Source organism: Microbacterium sp. SORGH_AS_1204, from assembly GCF_030818935.1.
Classification (GTDB): domain Bacteria; phylum Actinomycetota; class Actinomycetes; order Actinomycetales; family Microbacteriaceae; genus Microbacterium.
On the sequence record NZ_JAUTBD010000001.1, the window covers coordinates 533,146 to 554,065 of the forward strand.

The 20,920-nt window shown below is 70.7% G+C and carries 18 protein-coding genes; 9 read left to right on the forward strand and 9 right to left on the reverse strand.

Annotated elements, in window-relative coordinates:
• Positions 1–8: 8 nt before the first annotated feature.
• The 8 genes from QE410_RS02350 to QE410_RS02385 all read left to right on the forward strand — a co-directional run bounded on the left by QE410_RS02350 (position 9) and on the right by QE410_RS02385 (position 8,614).
• Positions 9–179, forward strand: coding sequence for a hypothetical protein (locus tag QE410_RS02350; RefSeq protein WP_307327349.1), 171 nt, complete (start codon positions 9–11; stop codon positions 177–179).
• Positions 176–976 (forward strand): TlyA family RNA methyltransferase, encoded by an 801-nt coding sequence (locus QE410_RS02355; RefSeq protein WP_307327351.1) that lies wholly within the window; start codon positions 176–178, stop codon positions 974–976. Before QE410_RS02350 ends, QE410_RS02355 begins: the two co-directional genes overlap by 4 nt.
• Positions 973–1,893, forward strand: a complete 921-nt coding sequence (locus tag QE410_RS02360; protein WP_307327354.1) for an NAD kinase — start codon at positions 973–975, stop codon at positions 1,891–1,893. The genes QE410_RS02355 and QE410_RS02360 overlap by 4 nt, the downstream gene beginning before the upstream one ends.
• Positions 1,890–3,587: a DNA repair protein RecN gene (gene recN / locus QE410_RS02365; protein WP_307327356.1), complete on the forward strand. Its 1,698-nt coding sequence runs from the start codon at positions 1,890–1,892 to the stop codon at positions 3,585–3,587. The genes QE410_RS02360 and recN overlap by 4 nt, the downstream gene beginning before the upstream one ends.
• A gap of 131 nt (positions 3,588–3,718) precedes the next feature.
• Positions 3,719–5,416 (forward strand): CTP synthase, encoded by a 1,698-nt coding sequence (locus QE410_RS02370; RefSeq protein ID WP_307334312.1) that lies wholly within the window; start codon positions 3,719–3,721, stop codon positions 5,414–5,416.
• 1 nt (position 5,417) lies between these two features.
• On the forward strand, positions 5,418–5,996 hold the full coding sequence (locus QE410_RS02375) for an NUDIX hydrolase (protein ID WP_307327358.1): 579 nt from the start codon (positions 5,418–5,420) through the stop codon (positions 5,994–5,996).
• A gap of 1 nt (position 5,997) precedes the next feature.
• The gene (xerD, locus tag QE410_RS02380; protein ID WP_307327360.1) at positions 5,998–6,927 is read left to right on the forward strand and encodes a site-specific tyrosine recombinase XerD; all 930 of its coding nucleotides are present in this window, start codon (positions 5,998–6,000) and stop codon (positions 6,925–6,927) included.
• 46 nt (positions 6,928–6,973) lie between these two features.
• Positions 6,974–8,614: an ABC-F family ATP-binding cassette domain-containing protein gene (locus QE410_RS02385; RefSeq protein ID WP_307327362.1), complete on the forward strand. Its 1,641-nt coding sequence runs from the start codon at positions 6,974–6,976 to the stop codon at positions 8,612–8,614.
• Positions 8,615–8,791: 177 nt separating this feature from the next.
• Here the strand turns inward: QE410_RS02385 and QE410_RS02390 are convergent, their stop codons facing one another.
• The 8 genes from QE410_RS02390 to QE410_RS02425 all read right to left on the reverse strand — a co-directional run bounded on the left by QE410_RS02390 (position 8,792) and on the right by QE410_RS02425 (position 18,149).
• On the reverse strand, positions 8,792–9,136 hold the full coding sequence (locus tag QE410_RS02390; protein ID WP_307327365.1) for a LysR family transcriptional regulator: 345 nt from the start codon (positions 9,134–9,136) through the stop codon (positions 8,792–8,794).
• A gap of 166 nt (positions 9,137–9,302) precedes the next feature.
• Positions 9,303–10,853 carry a GMC family oxidoreductase gene (locus tag QE410_RS02395; RefSeq protein ID WP_307327366.1) on the reverse strand — a complete coding sequence of 517 codons (1,551 nt, stop codon included), beginning with the start codon at positions 10,851–10,853 and terminating at the stop codon, positions 9,303–9,305.
• Entirely contained in the window at positions 10,850–12,244 is a 1,395-nt protein-coding gene (locus QE410_RS02400; RefSeq protein WP_307327368.1) for an alpha/beta hydrolase, read from the reverse strand. The genes QE410_RS02395 and QE410_RS02400 overlap by 4 nt, the downstream gene beginning before the upstream one ends.
• Positions 12,245–12,601: 357 nt before the next feature.
• Positions 12,602–13,504, reverse strand: a complete 903-nt coding sequence (locus QE410_RS02405) for an SDR family oxidoreductase (protein ID WP_307327370.1) — start codon at positions 13,502–13,504, stop codon at positions 12,602–12,604.
• A 9-nt stretch (positions 13,505–13,513) separates the two neighbouring features.
• Complete coding sequence (locus QE410_RS02410) at positions 13,514–14,626, reverse strand: glycosyltransferase family 1 protein (protein ID WP_307327373.1); 1,113 nt, start codon at positions 14,624–14,626, stop codon at positions 13,514–13,516.
• Positions 14,623–15,723 carry a glycosyltransferase gene (locus QE410_RS02415; RefSeq protein ID WP_307327376.1) on the reverse strand — a complete coding sequence of 367 codons (1,101 nt, stop codon included), beginning with the start codon at positions 15,721–15,723 and terminating at the stop codon, positions 14,623–14,625. The genes QE410_RS02410 and QE410_RS02415 overlap by 4 nt, the downstream gene beginning before the upstream one ends.
• Positions 15,720–16,640: an NAD-dependent epimerase/dehydratase family protein gene (locus tag QE410_RS02420; RefSeq protein ID WP_307327379.1), complete on the reverse strand. Its 921-nt coding sequence runs from the start codon at positions 16,638–16,640 to the stop codon at positions 15,720–15,722. The genes QE410_RS02415 and QE410_RS02420 overlap by 4 nt, the downstream gene beginning before the upstream one ends.
• A 66-nt stretch (positions 16,641–16,706) precedes the next feature.
• The gene (locus QE410_RS02425) at positions 16,707–18,149 is read right to left on the reverse strand and encodes an oligosaccharide flippase family protein (protein WP_307327381.1); all 1,443 of its coding nucleotides are present in this window, start codon (positions 18,147–18,149) and stop codon (positions 16,707–16,709) included.
• A gap of 121 nt (positions 18,150–18,270) precedes the next feature.
• On the opposite strand from QE410_RS02425, the gene QE410_RS02430 reads away from it, so the two are divergent.
• Positions 18,271–19,515, forward strand: a complete 1,245-nt coding sequence (locus tag QE410_RS02430; protein WP_307327384.1) for an O-antigen ligase — start codon at positions 18,271–18,273, stop codon at positions 19,513–19,515.
• 127 nt (positions 19,516–19,642) lie between these two features.
• Here QE410_RS02430 and QE410_RS02435 read toward each other — a convergent pair whose 3' ends face one another.
• A complete protein-coding gene (locus QE410_RS02435) occupies positions 19,643–20,797 on the reverse strand; it encodes a nucleotidyltransferase family protein (protein ID WP_307327388.1) in 1,155 nt (384 codons plus the stop codon).
• Positions 20,798–20,920: the final 123 nt, after the last annotated feature.

Genomic DNA, 20,920 nt, shown 5'->3' on the forward strand with positions numbered 1-20,920 from the left:
TGGCATCCATGTCGGAGAGCACCGCGAGGGATGCCGGGCCCGAGCTCGTCGATCGGCTCCGCGTGATCGAGGCGCAGCCGCTCGATACCCGCGCGGACGCCTACGCCGCCGTTCACGAGGAGCTCGCGCGACGTCTCGAGTCGGCCCCGACCGACACGTCGACGGCATCGCGCGCGTGAGTCCCCGTCTCGACGCCGAGCTCGCCGCCCGCGGACTCGCGAGAAGCCGCTCGCACGCGACCCAGCTCATCGCGGGCGGACTGGTGAGCGTCGACGGTCGCCCCGTGGTGAAGCCCTCCGCGCCGGTCGACGCGTCCACCGCGATCGAGGTGGCGGGGGCGGATCACTACGTCAGCCGCGGTGCCCATAAGCTCGTCGCGGCGCTCGACGCGTTCCCGATCGCCGTCGAGGGGAGGGTTGCCCTCGACCTCGGCGCCTCGACGGGCGGGTTCACCCAGGTTCTGCGCGAGCGCGGAGCGCGTCCGGTGCTCGCCGTCGACGTGGGTCACGGGCAGTTGTCCACCGTCGTGGCATCCGATCCCGACGTGGTGTCGGTGGAGGGGTATAACGTGCGGTTCATGACCGCCGACTCCCTCGCCGCCGTGACGGGTGTCGCAGAGCGCCCCCACGTGGTGACCGGCGACCTCTCCTTCATCTCTCTCACCCACGTGCTCCCCGCGGTGGTCGCGACCGCAGCGACGGACGCCGAGGTGGTGCTGCTCATCAAGCCGCAGTTCGAGGTCGGCCGCACGGCGGTGAAGGGTGGGCTCGTGACCGATCCGGCGCTGCGTTCCGATGCTGTGCACGGGGTGCTGTGGGCCGCTTTCGACGAGGGGCTGCGCACCGCGGGTCTCATCGCCTCGCCGATCGTCGGAACACGCGGCAACCAGGAGTACGTCGCGTGGTTCTCGGCTGCGCACGGCAGCGACCCCTCAGAATGGGAGAGCACCGTGACCCGACTGACCGGAAGCCGATGACATCCAGCGATCGCCGAATCCTCCTCGTCGTCCACGCGCGCCGTGACGACACCGTTCACGCCGCCGAGCGCATCTTGACCGCGGTCCGTGCGGCGGGGGCGGTGCCGGTCGTCTCGGCCGAAGATCGCCCCGAGCTCGCCGAGCGGCTCTCGCTCGAGGGTGTGGCGACCCTCGGTGTCGATGTCCAGATAGACGACGTGGAGCTGGCCATCGTCCTGGGCGGCGACGGCACGATCCTCCGTGCGGCTGAGATGGTGCGAGGGGGAACGGCCCCCATCCTGGGCATCAACATGGGTCACGTCGGTTTCCTCGCCGAGATCGAGCGCGATGACATGGATGACGCCGTCCGCCGGGTCATCGACCGGGACTACACCGTGGAAGAACGCCTGGCCCTCGCGGTGAAGATCCAAGACGCCGAGAACCGCGTCATCTACGAGACGTGGGCGCTGAACGAGGCCACCGTCGAGAAGGCCAGCCGCGAGCGGATGCTCGAGGTGGTGATGGCCGTCGACGGTCGACCGCTGTCGTCCTTCGGATGTGACGGTGTGGTCATCGCGACCCCCACCGGCTCGACCGCCTACAACTTCTCCGCCGGCGGGCCCGTCGTCTGGCCCAGCGTCGAGGCGATCGCCGTCGTGCCTCTCTCGGCGCATGCGCTGTTCGCGCGTCCGCTCGTCGTCGGCCCCGACGCGAGCGTGGCCGTCGAGGTGCTCGAGCGCACGAGCGGGAGCGGCATCCTGTGGTGCGACGGTCGGCGCTCGCACGAGCTGCCGCCCGGTGCGCGCGTGGTCGTGCGGCGGTCCTCTCGTCCGGTGCGTCTCGCACGTCTGCACCCCGCCGTCTTCACCGACCGTCTCGTGCGCAAGTTCCAGCTCCCTGTCACGGGCTGGCGCGGGATGCCGGGAGGTGCCGCGTGATCGAAGAGATGCGCTTGCGCGACCTCGGCGTCATCGCCGAGGCGACCCTCCCCATGGGGCGGGGTTTCACAGCGATCACGGGCGAGACCGGCGCGGGGAAGACGATGGTCGTGACGGGCCTCGGGTTGCTGCTCGGACAGCGGGCCGATTCCGGCGCCGTGCGGTCGGGGGCTGCTCAGGCGGCGGTCGAGGGCGTCTGGCTCGTGCCCGAGGACGGCCCTGTAGCGGCGCGCGTGCGCGAAGCGGGCGGTGACGTCGAACCCGTCGGCGGCGGCGCAGCGGAGCTGTACCTGGGGCGCACCGTGTCGAGCGAAGGGCGCGGACGCGCAACGGTCGGCGGTCGCACCGCGCCCGCGGGCGTTCTCGCCGACCTGGCCGACGACCTCGTCGTCGTGCACGGGCAGTCCGACCAGCTCCGGCTCAAATCGTCGGCAGCGCAGCGCGAGGCGCTCGACCGCTTCGGCGGTGAGCCGGTGTCGGCTGCGCGTGCCGCCTACCGCGCGGCGTGGGAGAGCTGGCGGGCGCTGGATGCCGAACTGACGACGTTGACGACCGACCGCGACGACCGTGCGCGCGAGGCCGACCAGTTGCGCGCGGCCATCGCCGAGATCGAATCCGTCGCACCGGTCGCCGGAGAGGACGAAGAGCTCGCGCGACGCGCCGAACGCCTCGCCAACGCTGAAGAGCTGCGCCTGGCGGCTGTCACCGCCCACGCGGCGCTCTCGAACGACGACGGGACGCCCGATGTCGTCGCACTCCTCGCCGAGGCGCGGCGCGCCCTCGAGCGCATCGCCGACAGCGACGCGGCGTTGGCCGTGATCGGCGAGCAGGTGGCCGACCTCGGCTACCGCGCCACGGACGCCGCCGTCGCGCTCTCGGGATATCTGGCCGACCTCGACGAGTCGGGGCCCCACGAACTGGCTGCCGTCGACGAGCGCCGGGGCGTGCTCGCCGGCCTCGTGCGCACGCACGGGTCGGTGGACGCCGCGATCGCTCTCCTCGAGACCGGCTCGGCGCGACTGGTCGAGCTCGACGACGACGGCGATCGCGTCGAACGGTTGCAGGCCCAGCGGGACGCCGCTGCGGACGATCTCGATGCGCGTGCCGAGGCGCTCACCGCAGCGCGGCGGGATGCCGCCGAACGGTTGGGCGCCGCCGTCACCGAGGAACTGCACGCGCTGGCTCTGCCCGACGCGCACCTCACGGTCGAGGTGGCACCGGCCGCCCCGGCCGGACACGGCCGCGACGAGGTGTCGATCCTGCTCGCTCCGCATCCCGGCGCCGACCCGCGGCCGGTGTCGCGCGGGGCCTCGGGCGGCGAGCTCAGCCGCGTGATGCTGGCCATCGAGGTCGTCATCGCCGGCGTCGATCCGGTGCCGACGTTCGTCTTCGACGAGGTGGATGCCGGGATCGGTGGGGCGGCGGCGATCGAGGTGGGCCGTCGCCTGGCGCGCCTCGCGGAATCGTCGCAGGTCATCGCCGTGACGCACCTCGCCCAGGTCGCAGCATTCGCCGGCAACCACCTGACGGTGGTCAAGGGCAATGACGGCGCGGTCACGGCATCCAGTGTGCGGCGGCTCGAGGGGGCCGAGCGTGAGGCCGAGATGGCACGCCTGCTGTCGGGGCTGAGCGACTCCGACGCGGCGCTCACCCACGCGCGCGAGTTGCTGGCGACCGGCCGCGCGGTCGGGTGACCCGATGCACCGACCCGGGATCGTCACGACCTCGTGATCTGGATGTCGGACGTCGGTGACAGACTGCGGGACCAGCGGAGTGAATCCGCGAGCCCACCGGACAGATGCGACTGATAGGATCGAAGCCCGTGATGCAGACTTCGGACGCGGGACATTCAGACGACAAGACCTTCACGACGAAGCACATCTTCGTAACCGGAGGAGTCGTCTCCTCCCTGGGTAAAGGCCTGACGGCGGCAAGCCTCGGCAACCTTCTGACCGCCCGCGGCCTGCGCGTGGTCATGCAGAAGCTCGACCCCTATCTCAACGTCGATCCGGGAACGATGAACCCGTTCCAGCACGGCGAGGTCTTCGTGACCGACGACGGCGCCGAGACCGACCTCGACATCGGACACTACGAGCGCTTCCTCGACATCGAGCTGAGCCAGGCAGCCAACGTCACGACGGGGCAGATCTACTCGCAGGTGATCGCGCGCGAGCGTCGAGGCGAATACCTGGGCGACACCGTGCAGGTCATCCCGCACATCACCGACGAGATCAAGGGCCGCATGCGCCTGCAGGCCAGCGAGAGCCCGCAGCCCGACGTGATCATCACCGAGATCGGCGGCACCGTCGGCGACATCGAGTCGCAGCCCTTCATCGAGTCGGCGCGTCAGATCCGCCACGAGCTGGGGCGCAAGAACGTCTTCTTCGTGCACGTCTCGCTCGTGCCGTTCATGGGCGCCTCGGGCGAGCAGAAGACCAAGCCGACCCAGCACTCCGTCGCGACGCTGCGCTCGATCGGCATCCAGCCCGACGCCCTCGTGCTGCGCAGCGACCGACCCGTCACCGAGTCGAACAAGCGCAAGATCGCGCTCATGTGCGACGTCGATGAGGACGCGGTGGTCAACGCCATCGACGTGCCCAGCATCTACGACATCCCCACGATGATGCACGACCAGGGTCTCGACGCCTACATCGTCGACGCCCTCGACATCGCCAAGGCCGCCGATGTCGACTGGTCGCGCTGGCAGCGCGTGCTCAACGCCGTGCACAATCCCAAGCACGAGGTCACCATCGGTCTGGTCGGCAAGTACATCGACCTGCCCGACGCGTACCTGTCGGTGACCGAGGCAATCAAGGCCGGTGGCTTCGGCCAGGAGACGCAGGTGAAGATCACCTGGATCCCGTCCGACCAGTGCGAGACGCCCGAGGGGGCGGCCAAGGCACTCGGCGCCGTCGACGGCATCATCGTGCCCGGTGGATTCGGCATCCGCGGTATTGAGGGCAAGCTCGGAGCGCTGCGATTCGCCCGCGAGCAGGGCATCCCCACTCTCGGCATCTGCCTCGGCCTGCAGTGCATGGTGATCGAGTACGCGCGGACGGTGGCAGGCCTCGAGGGCGCTTCGTCGAGCGAGTTCGACCCCGACACTGCGCACCCCGTCGTCGCGACCATGGCGGAGCAGGTCGACATCCTCGAGAGCGGCGACCTCGGCGGCACCATGCGCCTGGGGCTGTACCCGGCCGACCTCGGCGAAGGATCGCTCGCGGCCGAGGTCTACGGGGCGAACCGCATCTCGGAGCGTCACCGTCACCGTTACGAGGTCAACAACGCCTACCGTCAGCAGCTGAGCGACGCGGGTCTGGTGTTCTCCGGCCTCAATCCCGACCTCGACCTCGTCGAGTTCGTCGAGCTGCCGCGCGACGTGCACCCGTACTACATCGCCACGCAGGCGCACCCCGAGCTGCGCTCGCGTCCCACCGAGCCGCACCCGCTGTTCCGCGGGCTCGTCGGCGCGGCGCTCGAGCGTCACCGCTCGAGCGAGCTGTTCGACGTCGAGGAGGACTGACGTGGAGCAGCTGCGCGACGAAGCCGTCGAGCTCGAGGTCGTCTCCAGCGACCTCGTGTACGAGGGTGCCGTGTGGGACGTGCGCAGCGACACCGTCCGCTACGGCGAGGGCGAGATGACCCGGCAGTACGTGGAGCACCCCGGTGCCGCGGCGGTCGTCGCCATCGACGACGACGAGCGGGTCGTGCTCATCCAGCAGTATCGGCATCCCATCAAGGAGCGCGACTGGGAGATCCCGGCGGGGCTTCTCGACGTCGAGGGCGAGCCGCCGCTGGAGACGGCCAAGCGGGAGCTGGGTGAAGAGGCCGACCTCGAAGCCGACCGGTGGCAGCATCTGGTGTCGATGCACACCACCCCCGGAGGAAACGACGAGGTGGTACACCTCTTCCTCGCCCGGGGGCTGCGAGCCATCGAGACCGACTACGAGCGCGAACACGAGGAGTCCGACATGCGCCTGGAGCGCGTGCCGCTCGCCGACGTGATCGACGGCGTGCTCGCGGGTCGCCTGCGCAACGGCATCCTGGCCACGGGCGCGCTCGCCGCGGCCGAGGTGCTGCGCCGAGAGGCAGCCGCGGGCTGACGTGGAGCTCGAGCGCGCGGTCGAGACCTACCTCCGGCACGTCGCGCTCGAGCGCGGGCTCTCCGACCACACCGTCGCCGCCTACCGCCGTGACCTTGCCGTCTACGGCGAATGGCTGGCGGCGCGCGGCGTGACCGAGGTGGAGGCCGTGACGCCGATGCTGATCGCCGAGTTCGCGGCCGAACGCGCTTCTGCGGTTCCACCGCCGGCATCCTCGTCGCTGGCGCGACTGCAGTCGTCGGTGCGGGGCTTGCACCGGTTTCTCGTGCGTGAGGGGCGTGCGGAGGCCGATCCGAGCGGTCGGCTGCGACCGCCCAAGGCCCCGCGGCGACTGCCGAAGGCGCTGACCATCGCGCAGGTCGACGATCTGCTGGATGCCGCTGGGCCGGCGCCCGGGTCGTCAGAAGCCTTAGCCGCCGAGCCCGCGGCCGTGAGAAACCGCGCGCTGCTCGAGCTGCTGTACGCGACCGGAGCGCGCGTATCGGAGATCGTGCAGCTCGACGTCGACGACGCCGCCCACGGCGACCTGCTGCGCGTACGAGGGAAAGGCGACAAGGAGCGCATCGTTCCCGTCGGCTCATACGCCCGTGCCGCCGTGGAGGCGTATCTGACGCGGGTCCGGCCGGCGCTCGCGGCGAAGGGACGGGCCACGCCTCGATTGTTCCTCGGGGTGCGGGGGGCTCCGCTGTCGCGGCAGAGCGCGTGGCTCATCATCCAGGCCGCGGCCGAACGTGCGGGCCTCACCGCTCACGTATCGCCGCACACCCTGCGGCACTCGTTCGCGACGCATCTTCTGCAGGGCGGCGCCGACGTGCGGGTGGTGCAGGAGCTGCTCGGCCACGCGTCGGTCGCGACGACCCAGATCTACACGCACGTCACCGTCGACGCCCTGCGCGACGTGTACGCCACGGCGCACCCGCGGGCGCGGTGAGTCGGCCGCTGCGTCGGTCGCGCGAGCATCTTGAGAGACTGGACCCATGACCGCAACGCTCGTCGCCCAGAACCTCTCCGGCGGGTACGGACACCGCACGCTCTTCGAGGGCGTCGACCTCACCGTCGCACCGGGCGACGTCATCGGCGTGGTGGGTGCGAACGGCGCGGGCAAGTCGACGTTGCTGCGGTTGCTCGCCCGCGTCGACGAACCGCAGGGCGGATCGATCAGCCTCGCGCCGTCGGACGCCTTCGTCGGCTGGCTGCCGCAGGAGCACGAGCGCGTCGCCGGTGAGACGGTCGCTGACTACATCGCCCGGCGGACCGGGTGCGCCGAGGCCACGCGTGAGATGGATGCCGCGGCGGCGGCGCTCGGCGACCCTTCCGCCGTGGGGGCCGACGACGCCTATGCGACAGCACTCGAGCGCTGGCTCGCGAGCGGCGCGGCCGACCTCGATGAGCGCATGCCGGTCGTGTTGGCCGACCTCGGACTCGACGTCGGACCGGATGCCGAGATGACCGGGTTGTCGGGCGGGCAGGCGGCCCGGGTGGGATTGGCTGCGCTGTTGCTCTCGCGCTTCGACATCGCGCTGCTCGATGAGCCGACGAACGACCTCGATCTCGATGGTCTGGAGCGTCTCGAGACGTTCGTGAAGGGGTTGCGCGGGGGTGTCGTGCTGGTCAGCCACGACCGCGAGTTCCTCGCCCGGTCGGTCACCCGCGTGCTCGAGCTCGACCTCGCGCAGAATTCGCACCGCGTCTACGGCGGCGGGTACGACGCGTATCTGGAGGAGCGCGCGACGCTTCGCAGGCAGGCGCGGGAGAAGTACGAGGAGTACGCCGATACCAAGGCGGACCTCGTCTCGCGCGCGCGGACGCAGCGCGAGTGGTCGAGCCAGGGCGTGCGCAACGCGATGAAGAAGTCACCCGACAACGACAAGATCCGTCGCAAGGCCGCGACGGAGTCGAGCGAGAAGCAGGCGCAGAAGGTGCGCCAGATGGAGAGTCGGATCGCGCGACTCGAGGAGGTCGAGGAGCCGCGCAAGGAGTGGCAGCTCGAGTTCACCATCGGGACCGCCCCGCGGTCGAGCTCGGTCGTGTCCACGCTCTCCGGCGCCGTGTTCCGACAGGGCGAGTTCACCCTCGGCCCCGTCTCGTTGCAGGTGAACGCGGGGGATCGGATCGGCATCACCGGCCCGAACGGTGCCGGCAAGTCGACGCTGCTGCGTGGCATCCTGGGCCGTCAGACGCCGGACGACGGTACCGCCTCGTTGGGGGCGAGCGTCGAGATCGGCGAGATCGACCAGGCACGCTCGCTGTTCGTCGGGGAGCGGTCGCTCGCCGAGACGTTCGAGGGGTTCGTGCCCGAGATGAACGCGGGCGAGGTGCGGACGCTGCTGGCCAAGTTCGGGCTGAAGGCCGACCACGTCACGCGCGCGGTCGACGGTTTGTCGCCAGGGGAACGTACGCGCGCGGGGCTCGCGCTGCTGCAGGCGCGCGGGGTCAACATGCTCGTGCTCGACGAGCCGACCAACCATCTCGACCTGCCGGCGATCGAACAGCTCGAGCAGGCGCTCGCGTCGTACACCGGCACGCTGCTGCTCGTCACCCACGACCGTCGGATGCTCGCGGCCGTTCAGACCGACCGGCGCTGGCGCGTCGAGGCGGGCGTCGTCAGCGAGCTGTAGGCGCGTCTGCGTCGTGCGGACGCGGGCGCGGCTCGGCGGGGAGTGGCATCCGACTCGCGGGGACGTTCGCGCTGCCGCAGGGCCTGGTCTGCCGTTCGACGCCGAGAAACGCGATTCGCGCGCGAACACGGGCTGAGACGGCGTTTCTGTGCGCGGATCGCGTTTATCGCACCGGACTCAGCGGCCCTGGCGCTTCTTATAAGGCTTCGGCTGGCCCTTCACGATCGGCGCGCGGCCCTTGCCCTTCGACGCCTTCGCCTTACCGCCGCCGGAGGCTTTCCGCTTCGGCGCGGGCGGCGGGGCGTCGGCGATGCGGTGATGCGCCTCCTCGAGCAGCAGGCGACCCGCCGGGGTGAGCTGCGTGGGCGGGGTCCGCGAGACCAGTGACTGCCCCACCTCTTCTTCGAGCTTGTCGATCGTCGTGTACAGGGACGCGAGGGGGATGCCGAGCTGATCGGCCGCGCGCGGGAAGTGCAGTTCTTCGGCCAGGGCGGCGAACCGGCGCAGATGCTCGAGCTTCATGGCATCCATTCTCCCGTGCGGCCCGTGCGGCGGCGCACGTCGAGGAGGCCGTTGCGGAGCCCGCGTCGAATGCCCCGCGATCGCCGAGACGACAAGCACTTCGCCCTGGCGGCGGGTCATCTCGAAAAGGCGAGGTCATCTCGGCGCCGTGGTGCGGCGGGCGAGCTCAGGCGGCGGATGCCAGGAAGCGGTCGGCGGTGCGGAGCGACAACGCCATGATCGTCAGCGCGGGATTCGCGGCGATCGCCGAGGGGAAGACCGAGTTGTCGCAGATCCACAGGTTCGGGATCTCGTGCGAGCGACCGTCGGCATCCACCACGCCGTCGGACGGGTCGACCGACATGCGGCACGTGCCGATGGTGTGAGCCGTGCGGGCCAGCACCATCGTCTCGCGAGCGCCGGCAGCCTCCATCACCCGCAGCATGAACGCCGTCGCGTGCCGATCGATCGCCTTCTCGTTGGCTCCGGCGGTGAAAGTGACCCGCGCACGGGGGATGCCGAATTCGTCGGTCTCATCGACGAGGGTGAGCCGGTTGTCGTCCGACGGGAGGCACTCGGCGTTGATGCCGATGCCCGCCATGAACCGCGATTGTTCGAGACGCTGCAGGAGCTCGGGACCCCAGAGACCCCCGCCGCGAACGAGCGTGGTCGAGAAGGTCAACGGCATGACGCCGAGGCTCTGCACGAGATAGCCGCCGGCGAAATCGGCGTCGGACGGGCGCATCATGTCCTCGCTGATGAGTGACGACGGGTAGCCGCGGTGGCCGCGCACGGGCTCGTCGAAACGGCCCCACACCTGCGTCGCACCGTGGGCGAGGAAATTGCGGCCCACCTGGCCGTTGTCATTCGCGAGACCGGTGTGCAGCAGCAGACGCGGCGTCTCGACCCCACCGCCGGCCAGCACCAACGACCGGCAGCGCTGGCGCACGTCGACGCCGCCCTGGCGGTACACCACCGCGGCCACGAGACCTCGGGCGTCGAGCTCGATCGTGTGCACCATGGCCTCGGCGCGGATCTCGGCACCGGCGGCGACCGCCGCGGGCAGGTAGGTGTTGGCGGTGGAGGCCTTGGCATCCGTCCGGCACCCCTGGTGGCACTCGCCGCAGTTGACGCACGCGCCGCGTTCGCCGTGGTGGTCCTGCAGGCGCGCCCGGGTGAGGACGGCGGCGGGCGCGTCGGCCCAGGTCACCCCGAGGGCGTCGCAGCCCTGGGCGACGAGGTTGGCGGGCGCGTTGCGCGTGGCGGGCGCGTAGGCGTACCGGCGGGCCGGGTCCCACGGGTACGGCGTCGGTCCCGAGACGCCGATGTCGCCCTCGACGCGCTCGACGTAGCCGAGCAGTTCGTCGGGGTCGACGGGCCAGTCACGGCCCTCGCCCGTCTCGGTGCGCAGCGTCAGGTCGCGACGGTCTGGGCGCGGGGTGAAGGCACCCCAGTGCAGCATCGAGCCGCCGACGCCGCGTCCGCTGTTGTTCGGACCGAACGCGGTGGGGTCGTCGCCGCCGCTCAGACGCTCTGACATCCAGTTGATCTCGACGGCTTCGGTCTCATCCGGTGTCAGTTCGTCGAGGGCGAAGTGGCGTCCGGCCTCGATGGCCACGACGCTGAGGCCCTTGCGCGCCAGTTCGGCGGTCAGCGGGGCGCCGCCGGCACCGGTTCCGATGACCACCACGTCGACGGTCTCGTCGGTGCCGAACGTACGCATCTGCTCGAGGTTCATGCCGCGTCTCCCGTCGCTACGGTGCCGCCGACCCCGGCGGGCTCCCAGTCTTCGCGGCGTCCCAGCCGCAGCTCCACGAACCCGCGGATCGGGCTGCCGCCCGTGGCGAAGCCGTCGTAGCCGATGCGCGCCATGCTGGCCGGATGGGCGAGCCACTGACGGACGAGGTCGTTGCGGACGTCTTCGAGCCACACCTTCAGCCGGGCCGCGTCGAGGGGGCCCGCGGCATCCGTCGTCCCCTCGATGGCGGCGCGCAACGCGTCCTCGCGCGCCGTGGGCTCGGTCGGCCAGACCGCGGCGAGGGTGTCGAGACCGGCGCGGTACGCCTCGGGGTCGGGCGGCAGGTCGGCGCTGCGCCACCCGTCGCCCTCTCCTCGCGCGAGCTGCGCGTCGACGCGAGCGGCGACGTCGATCGCGGGGCCGTCCTGGGGGACGACGAGGTCGGCGACCTCGCGCAGCAGGGTCAACTGCGCCACATCGAGTACCTCGGGGGCGTACCCGCGGTCATCGGGGACGGCGCGGCGGTTCAGGATGCCGCGCACGCGGGCATCGACGCGGTCGCCGGCGATGAGAGTGGCCCAGTCGGCGGGGACGACGGGTCCGAGCAGCACCTCGTCGTCGACGAAGCGAGCGATGGCCTCGGCCGCCTCGGCGGAGCGTTCGAGGGGGATGAGGTGACCGGTGTCGTCGAGCGGGACGAAGCGTGCGCGGGGATACACGGATGCCAAGAGCCCCGGCTGCGCGGCCGCGCCCAGGTCGTCGTCGTCGGTGCCCGCGAGCACGAGAACGGGCAGGTCGAGGGTGCCGACCTCGGCTGAGGCGTCGACGCGGCTGCCGGTCTCGAGCCACGCGCGCCATGCCTCGGGGGAGGTGCGTCGAAGATCGGCCACGGCGTCGGCGTGCGCGGCGGGCTCCAACGGTCGCGCGGTGTTCTGCGCGAGAAAGGTCTCGGCATCCTGTTCCGAGATCCGACCGCCGTCGACCCACGACAGCATGCGTTCGCGGCGCGTCTCGTCCATCGGTTCGGGGCGCGGCGGGGACGGCGCCATCAGCACCAAGCCGGCAAGCCCGACCAGCGGTGCGTCGCCGCGCAGGACACGGGATGCCACCAGGGCGGCGATCTTGCCGCCCATGCTGTGGCCGCCGAGCACCCAGCGGCCGCGGGCGTGGCGGCCGAGGTGGGCGACGACGTGAGCGACCGTGGCGTCGATCGACGAGTCGGTTGCGTCGGCGAGCGAACCGAAGCCGGGGAGATCGATCCCTTCGACGCGTACCCGACCGTCGAGCTGGTCGGCGAGGCGGTCGAAGGAGCCCGCGCTCGCGCCCAGCGCGTGCAGCAGGTAGAGGGTGACGGGCGCCCCGCCCGGGGCGGAGGCGTTCTCGGTGGGCATGCACTCACGCTCGCTCACCCACGACCTCGGAAAGGGTCGCTTGCGGATCGCGGCGATTTGCGCAAGGGCGTTGGTGTACGCGGGCGACGGTGCGATCAAGGGCGGCGGAATCGGAGGAAGCGAGTCGTGGGCGCCCCGGATCAGCTGTGTCGGCGCCCGGCACGAGCCCCGACGCTCCGCACGGGACATGTGCGGGATGGTCGGCCGCGACGGTGGAGCACGTGAGGGGCCGTGTTCCGCGAAGACCCGCGCGGGGCGTCGGCCGGTGCGCCGCGCGCCTCGGGGCCGTGACACCACGCGACACACGCCGAACGCCCCCGAGCCGCGGGGGCGGATCGGGGGCGCACGGCGCGGGAACTACGGGGTGACCATGCCGCCGTTGACGTTCAGCGTCTCGCCGGAGACGTAGCTCGACTCCGCCGACGCCAGGAAGACGAACGCGGGCGCGATCTCGGCCGGTTGACCTGCGCGCTGGTAGGTGCTCTCGTCGTCGAAGTGCTCCATCTGGTCGTCGGAGACGCCCTGGCTCACCTGCAGGGCCGACCAGGTGGGACCGGGGGCCACGACGTTGACGCGGATGCCGCGCGAGGCGAGCTGCTGCGCGAGCCCCTTCGACAGGTTGTTGATGGCCGCCTTGGTGGCGGCGTAGTCCAGTCGGTCGGGCGCGGGCACGTAGGCCTCGAGCGAGGCGGTGTTGATGATCGCGCCGCCCTCGGGCAGGTGCGCGAGCGCTGCTTTGGTGATCCAGAACGGGGCGAAGACGTTCGTGCGGAACGTCTGCTCGAACTGCTCGTCGGAGAGCTCCTCGACTGTGTCGACCATCACCTGCTTGCCAGCGTTGTTGACGACGATGTCGAGACCGCCGAGCGCTTCGGCGGCACGGGTCACGAGCTCGCGGCACGCGGCGGGGTCGGTGATGTCGATCGCGATGGCGACGCCGGTACGGCCGGCATCCCGGATCTGCGCGAGCACATGGTCGGCGTCGCGCTGCTCGTCGGGCAGGTGCACGATGGCGACATCGGCACCCTCACGGGCGAACGCGATGGCGACGGCGCCGCCGATGCCGGAATCGCCGCCCGTGATCAGAGCCTTGCGTCCGACGAGCCGACCGAGGCCCCGATACGTCTTCTCGCCGAGGTCGGGAACGGGGGTCATATCGGCCTGCACGCCCGGCTCGGGCTGGTGCTGCACGGGCGGCTCGACGCGCGCGTAACGGGTGACGGGGTTGTCGAAAGTGAACTGGTCGCGATCGGAGGTCATGCTCCGACGCTAGGCATCGGAACGTCGTGACGCCGAGGCCTTGACGGACGCGCCGACGGGGGCGGTCCGGCCGTTTCGCGCGGCCCGCACGTGGTCGATGACCGTCGATACGCGCTCCGCGGAGGCGCGCCACGAGAAGCGCTCGGCATTCGCCAAACCCGCGGCGATGAGGTGCGCGCGCAGCGTGTGGTCGTCGACGACCCGTGACATGGCGTCGGCGAGATCGGCCTCGTCGTAGGGGTCGACGTACACGGCGGAGGAGGCGAGCACCTCGGGCATCGATGCGGCTCGCGCCGCGATGACCGGACACCCGCACTGCTGCGCTTCCAGCGGGGGGATGCCGAAGCCCTCGTACAGGGAAGGGAAGACGAACGCCAGTGCACCTCGGTACAAGGTCGTCAGCTCGTCGTCGTCGACCCGCCCGAGGAAGCGCACGTGGGCGGGGGAGCCCTCGTACCGCTGCCGCGAGAAACTGTTGGTCTGGCTGCCGACCACGCGCAACTCGATGTCGGGATGCGTCTGGGCGAAGCGTTCGAAGGCCGACAGCATGCGGGCGAAGTTCTTGTGCGCGTTGGGTGAGGACACCGCGAGCAGGTAGGGCCGCCCGGCCGGGGCCTCGCCCTGGTGGAAGCGGGAGTCGGCGCCGTTGTACACCACGGTGAAACGTTGCGGATCCACGCCGAAATGCTCGGCGATCTCGCCACGTGAGAACTCGCTCACGGTCAGCAGGCCGTCGCTGTGCGCGATGAGGCGCGGCACGACGAAGCCGTAGACGGCGCGGAACCGGCGACCGAAACTCTCGGGATGCCGGATGTAGGTGATGTCGTGATGCGTCGAGATCTGCGGGCGATAGCGGACCGGTCCCGTGCTGGCGAGATTCAGCAGGAGCGCGCTGCGGCGACGGGTGAATATCGGCAGATCGATCTGCTCCCACGCGTGGCCACGGGCGCGCCCCACCCGCACGATGCGTGCCGTATCGAGACCGGCGGTGTCGAAAGGCCCCGACGGGACGGCCAGAACGATGTCGGAGCGTATCTCCAGAAGCTCGCGCGTGATCTCCGTGGCGAAGCGCTGGATGCCGGTCGTGCGCTGCGTCAGGAAGCGGGCGTTGACGACGATCATCTCGATGCGACCTCGCGCGATACGCGAGCGACATCGTAGAGAGCGAGCGAATCGTGACCGACCTCGTCGTCGGTGAGCGAGTGACGCGCCCACTCGAGAGCGGCGACCGACATGCGCTCCCGGAGCCCCGCATCATCGAGGAGAAGGGCGGTCGCGGCGATGAGGCCCTCGTCGGTGTCGCGGACGAATCCGGTCACCCCGTCGTCGACGGTGTCGCGATTGCCGACGACGTCGGACACGACGGCGGGAAGCCCTTGCGCCTGCGCCTGGATGAGCGAGAGCGACATGCCCTCCCACAGCGACGGGAAGAGCAGGACGTCGAGCCCGTCGATCAACGCCGACAGCTCTGCGGGCGAGACCCAGCCGGTCACCCGGACCGGCGCGTCGGCGAGCCATCGCGACTCGTCCGCGGCGTCGCCGCCGCCGATCCACACGAAGTCGGCGCGGTCCTCGAGCGCACGAGCGGCGGCCGCGAATCGCCACGGGGCCTTCTGATAGGTGACGCGACCGACCATCCCGACGACGGGGCGTCGCATGCGGTCGGGGCGGCGCGCGCGTCGAGCGACCGTCTCGGAGGCCACCCCGGTCTGCAGCAGGTGCGCGCGCGCAGGGGCCAGCGCGGACTGCGCCACCGCGTACTCGGACGGGGAGGTGAGGATCAGGGTGGAATGGTGCGCCAGGTTGCGCTCGACGGCGCGGAAGGCGGCGCGTGCGACACGGGGCAGATCGAGACGCAGGAACGCGAAGCCGTGCGGCGAGTAGAAGACCGTGCTCGGGTCGCGGCGCCCGCGGAGGGCCTGACGAACGATTGCGCCGGCGAAGCTGGAGTGCGCGTGCACGACGTCGGCGGAATCATCGCGCCGTAGGGCGTGATGCAACGCCCGGAGGTCGCCGATGCGCCCGCCGGTCGAGATGCGGTCGAGCGCGACCGCGGGATGGAAACGCGCGCGCAGAGCCTCGTCGGTGGGGGTCTCGGGGCGCGGAACGAACATCACGCGCACGTCGGCACAGGCCTCGGCCTGCCGGCGCGAGATGCTGTCGACGACGCTGAGGACGCCGCTGCCCATCGCTTCGGTCACGTGTAGAACGCGCATCATGCGGTCGTCATCTCCATCCAGGTGCGGGCGATGCCCTCGGTCAGGGACAGGTCGTCGTCGGTGCCGAACTCGTCGCTGAAACGCGTGACATCGAGGACGACGTGATCGACGAAGGTCGGGGGTTTGGGGGTGGTGCGAACAGCGAAGTCACGGCCCACCACACCGCGAACGGTCTCGAGCACTTCGGTCACGGACGTGCCGCGACCGCTGCCGAGGTTGTACACACGGTGGCGGGGCTCGGCATCCACCATCCGCAGGATGCGACGGACGAGATCGTCGACGTGGATGTAGTCGCGGACCATCGACCCGTCGCCCACCTGCACGACGGTCTCGGCGCGCAGGATGCGATTGAGCGTGATCGGGATCACCCCCTGGCGCTTCGAGGGGTTGGGGTTGGCGCCGTAGGGGTTGGAGATGCGTAGAGAAACGGCGGACAGGCCCGCGGTGGCGGCGTAGTAGTCGATGTAGCGCTCGACCGCGAGCTTGCCGATGCCGTACGGGGAGACGGGGGCGACCGCTGCGTCTTCGACGAACCTCGTGCCCGGTCGCGGTCCGTAGATGGCCCCGCCGCTGGAGGCGTAGAAGAAGCGGCGGATGCCGGCGCGTGCGCACAGGGCCAGAAGCTCGACGCTCTGCGCGACATTGGTGCGCAGGTCGATGGTGGGGTCGCCGTCGACGGTCGCCGGTGTGGTGGTGGACAGGAAGTGGAAGACGATGTCGTGCCCGCCGACGACGGACGCGAGGTCGGCGACGCTGAGGAAATCGCCGGTGACGACGGTGAGGTCGGTGGACGAGAAGGCGCGCGTTCCTCGGCTGAAACGATCGAACGCGGTCACCTCGTGGCCGGTGGTGACCAGAGCGTCGGTGAGCCGGGACCCGAGGAAACCGTTGGCTCCGATGACCAGACAGCGTGCCATCAGGGCAAGGAAGGGGAGCGGTCGGTCATGGGGGCCCTCTCTGCCGGGTGACGATGCTCGCCGATGTCACCTCCGCCGGATCGTCGCCGCGATCATCTGCAGGTCGCGGCGGGCGATGAGCGGAATCAGCGCCGACACGACGATCACCCAGACGCCGGCCGTGCAGAGCAGACGGGCAGGGGACGCGAGAGGGGTGAAGAACGCGCCATCCGCGACCGTGGCGGCAGCCCATGCGGTGAGGAAGACGGCCAGGGGCGGGAGTCCGGCGCGCACGAGAGCCGCGGAGCGAACCCCCGTGCGCGGGAGGAAGACCAGGGCGGCTGCAGCCCACAGGAGGCATTGACCGGCCGCGACGGCGCAGGCCACGGCCAGCGGTCCCAGGGACGACAGAGCTACGGTCAGAGCGATCATCGCGATGCGGCCTACGGCTTCGGATGCCAGCAGGATCGACGAGCGTCCGGTCGACACGAAGGCCCAGTACTGGACGTACCCGAGCGTCTGGAACACCGCGGCGACAGCGAGGATCGGCACGAAGACGGCGGCGTCCGTCCACGCGTGTCCGAGCACGATGTCGATGGAGGGATGAGCGGTGGCGACGAAGAGGCTGAGGTAGGCGAATGCGGGGTAGCAGAGCAGCGTCTGGAACCGCACGAGACGCTCACCGACTTCGCGTGGGCTTGACGCGTCGGCGAGGTGGGGAATGACGACGCGCGTGAGCGGGGTGATGACCTGGTCGATCGGGAGGTTCACCAACTGGGTCGCCCGGTTGAAGAAACCGATCACCTGATCGCTCGCTGTCCGCGCGATCATGATCGTGCCGACATTCGTCGACGCGTAGTTCAGGGCGTGGACGACGAAAGTGTTACCGCCGAAGGCGAGGAGCCCGTGCATATCGGCCCCGCGCCGGGGGAGGCCCGGTCGCCACGGGGTCAGGACGAACGCGAGCAGCAGCGTCACCGCGGCGGCGAGCGTGCCCTGCAGGGCGAGCGCGAGATAGCCCCCGCCGACGAGCGCCACCATCACAGCGACGGCCAGTCCCGACACATCGCCCGTCAGCTCGGCGACGGCGAGTCGCCCCAGGCGCCCCGACCTGTTCAGCTCGACCCGCAACTGCGCGCTGGCCGAGCGGAGCACGAACGCAGGCGCGAGCAGCAGCAGCACGGTCACCAGGCGGTCATCGCCGAAGGCTGCGGCGAAGGGCTGCGCGACGGCGACGACGAGGGCGGTCGCGACCGCCCCCACCCCCGCATTGATCCAGAACAGGTTCGAGCGCTGTCGTTCGTCGAGAGACGGCGCTCGCAGCGCCGCCATGCTGAGGCCGAAGTCACCGAGGACCGCGGCGAGTCCCGCGAGCGAGGCGCCGAGGGCGACGATGCCGAAGTCCCCCGGCCCGACGAGCCGTGCCAGCACGACGATGCCGAGGATCTGCGAGACGTAGCGCCCCCACTGCGCTCCGAGCAGGAAGATCGCCCCCTTCCTCCGGGGGGCGACGACGTCGGTCGTGGTCACGGTGTTCTCCTCGCGCTGTACGGTGACGGCCGTGAGCACGCTAACCAGGACCAGAGCCGCCCCCGGAGGCCCCCGGTCGTCGCGACCCGGGTTAGTGGACTCCCCGCGCGCACGACGACTCATGGTGGTCCTGGTGTGGACCTTCTCGATCGCTTCGCCGATCGTCGAAACGGTGCTGAGTGACCGACAGCACTACGTCGAGGGCAAGACCTCGACCGTCGCCCTCGCCGTGGCGCTCGACAACCTGGGAGCGATCATCGTGCCCGTCGTGGCCGTCGCAACGACGTTGTTCGCAGGCTTGTTCTGGCGCGTCACGGCCCCGAGCCTGCTCCTGGTCATCGCGCCCGGCCTCGTGCTGGCCGCCAACGAACTGGCCCACGGTCGTCCCCCGACGCTCGGTCTTCTCATCACCGCGGCGGTCGGGGCTCTACTGGTGAGTGTGCGGGTGAAAATGCCCGATCTGGCCGCGGTCGGCTACCTCGGTGCTCTGGTCGCCGCCGGGTCCATCGCCGCGTTCTACCTGGCACCGTCGAAAGTGCTCATCTCGGGTGGCGTGAACACCTTCGACAAGTCCCTCACGGGGGCGCCGCTGCTGGCGGGGATCTTCACGCACTCCAACGTCTTCGGGATGTTCCTCGCATTCGCCCTGCCGTTCGTCTTCCTCGCGCGTCGGTGGCCGGTGCGACTGCTGCTGTTCGTCGTCATCGCGTGGGCGCTCATTCTGTCGTCGTCACGGACGGCGCTCGGCGGAGCCGCGGTCGTCGTGGCTGTGCTCCTGCTCGTGAGAGTCCTGCCGCGGAGCGTGTTCGCGCCGGTCGCCGTCGTCGGCTTCGCCGTGTCGGTGTTCGCCGTCTTCTGGCTGCCGTTCAGCGAGACCGATCCGGAGGCCTATACCTATCGCGGATCCATCTGGATCTTCGACCGGCAGCAGCTCGGCGATCACTGGGTCTTCGGCTTGGGGGCCCACTGGTTCGCCGACAACTACCTGCTTCTGCGGTCGGTGCTCTCGAGCGCGGCGAGCCACGCCCACAACCTGGTGCTGTCGACGCTCGTGCAGGGCGGAGCGGTGGTGCTGATCGCGTGGGGCGTGCTCATCGGAGCGGCGTTTTTCGCCACCCTGCGTCGGCGCTCCGCGCTGCAGCGCGGCGTCGGGGTGGCGTTCGTCCTGGATCTGCTGGTGATGGGCGCGACGGAGACCCCGTTCGGTCTGGTGGGGTGGGGTCCGTTGTCAGCCCCCGTGCTCATCCCGCTCTTCGTATTGGCCGGTCAGGGGTGGATAGAGCGGGAGGAAGACGAGTTCGCCCGCGCCGTCGCTGCCGCAGACCCTCCCTCCACCCGCGCCAGCATGCGGGCGAAGCGGCGCTGAGATGCTCAGTGCCGGTGTCGTGGCCCTGGAACGACGCCGGTGCGAATGGGCCTGAACACTCACTGGTTGCGCGGCCTGAGCGCCATCGCGACCGCGCAGCGACACCGGCGCCGAAGGGCGCGCAGTCTCAGCGCCGACGCTGCATCCAGTCGCGGATGCCGCGGCGAAGGCGCACCAACCGCGCTCGACGTGCGCTCGTGGGGGCATGGCCGGCGTGGTGCGCCGAAGCCAGCGCGACATCGTCGGGCGGCCAGAGGAATCGCACGATCAGCCGGGCGCGCATCGGCCACGTTTCCGCGCTCATCGCCATCCAGTAGGCCCGGACATGATCGGACTGCTGCCGCCATACCCAGTCGCGCGGGGTGCCCCCGGCATCCGCGTCGAGACTGCCGGGCTCGGCGAGCGGCTCGAGTTCGTCCCTCAGAGCCGGGACGGCCCCGAGTTCCCGCGCGCGGGCGACGCTGCCTTCGGCCCGGGAGAGGAAAGTGCGCGCGGCGGCGGAGTCGTGGGAGGACCGCGGGCCCGCGCCGATGAGGGGGCGGACGGCATGGAGGGCCGCCAGCACCGCGTGCGTCGCGGGCGCCGGAACGGGCACGTCGACGGCGCCGTAGCGAACAAGCACGGCGTCGCGGAGCACCAGCGCGAACGCACTGTCGTCGTCGAGCACGAGGCCGGGGAACCGGCGGTGCACGTCGATCTCGCACCCCCACTGCTCGGGAACGAGGGTGACGGTGTGATGAACGGTCGTTCCGCGCCAGGGATCGGGAGCGCGATGCCACCCCCAAGGGGCCAAGGCGTCGGCCAGCTCGTCGAGCCGCGCGGGGTCGCACCAGAGGTCGACGTCGCCGGAGTGCTCGCGGTCGCGGAGCCCCTGCAGGTGCAGCGCCGGACCTTTCGTGAAGACACACGGGATCCCGTGACTCGCGGCCACGCGCGCGACGAGTGCATAGACCAGTTCGTGAAGCGGAGACGACAGCGTCGGCGGGTGAAGCTCGGTGATGCGGGCGGGGTGGGAGGCGCCGAGGGCCACGAGACCGATGTCGTGGAGGTGGCCGAGGATCGCCTGCTCGTCGGGCGTGACGGCGGTCGGCGGGAGCGGAGCCGCAGTGATCAGCCGCCTCCAGAGGGCTGCTCCGTCGCCGACAAGGCAGATCGCCTCGGACGGCGTCGTCGGCACGACGAGCACGTCGGCGGCGCGGTCGAAATCCGCGCAGTCGCGGACGTCGAGCGCGCCGTTGGCGATGGGGATCCATCCGTGACCGGATGGCAGGGGACGGGGCATGGACGACCTCGGTGAGACGGCGGGGGACCTCCCAGTCTCGCCGTCGTTCGGAGGCGTCCGCGGCGTCGACGCCGGAAAGCGCGGGGCGCACCGGCGCGGAATCACCCGCGGCCGAGCCGTCAC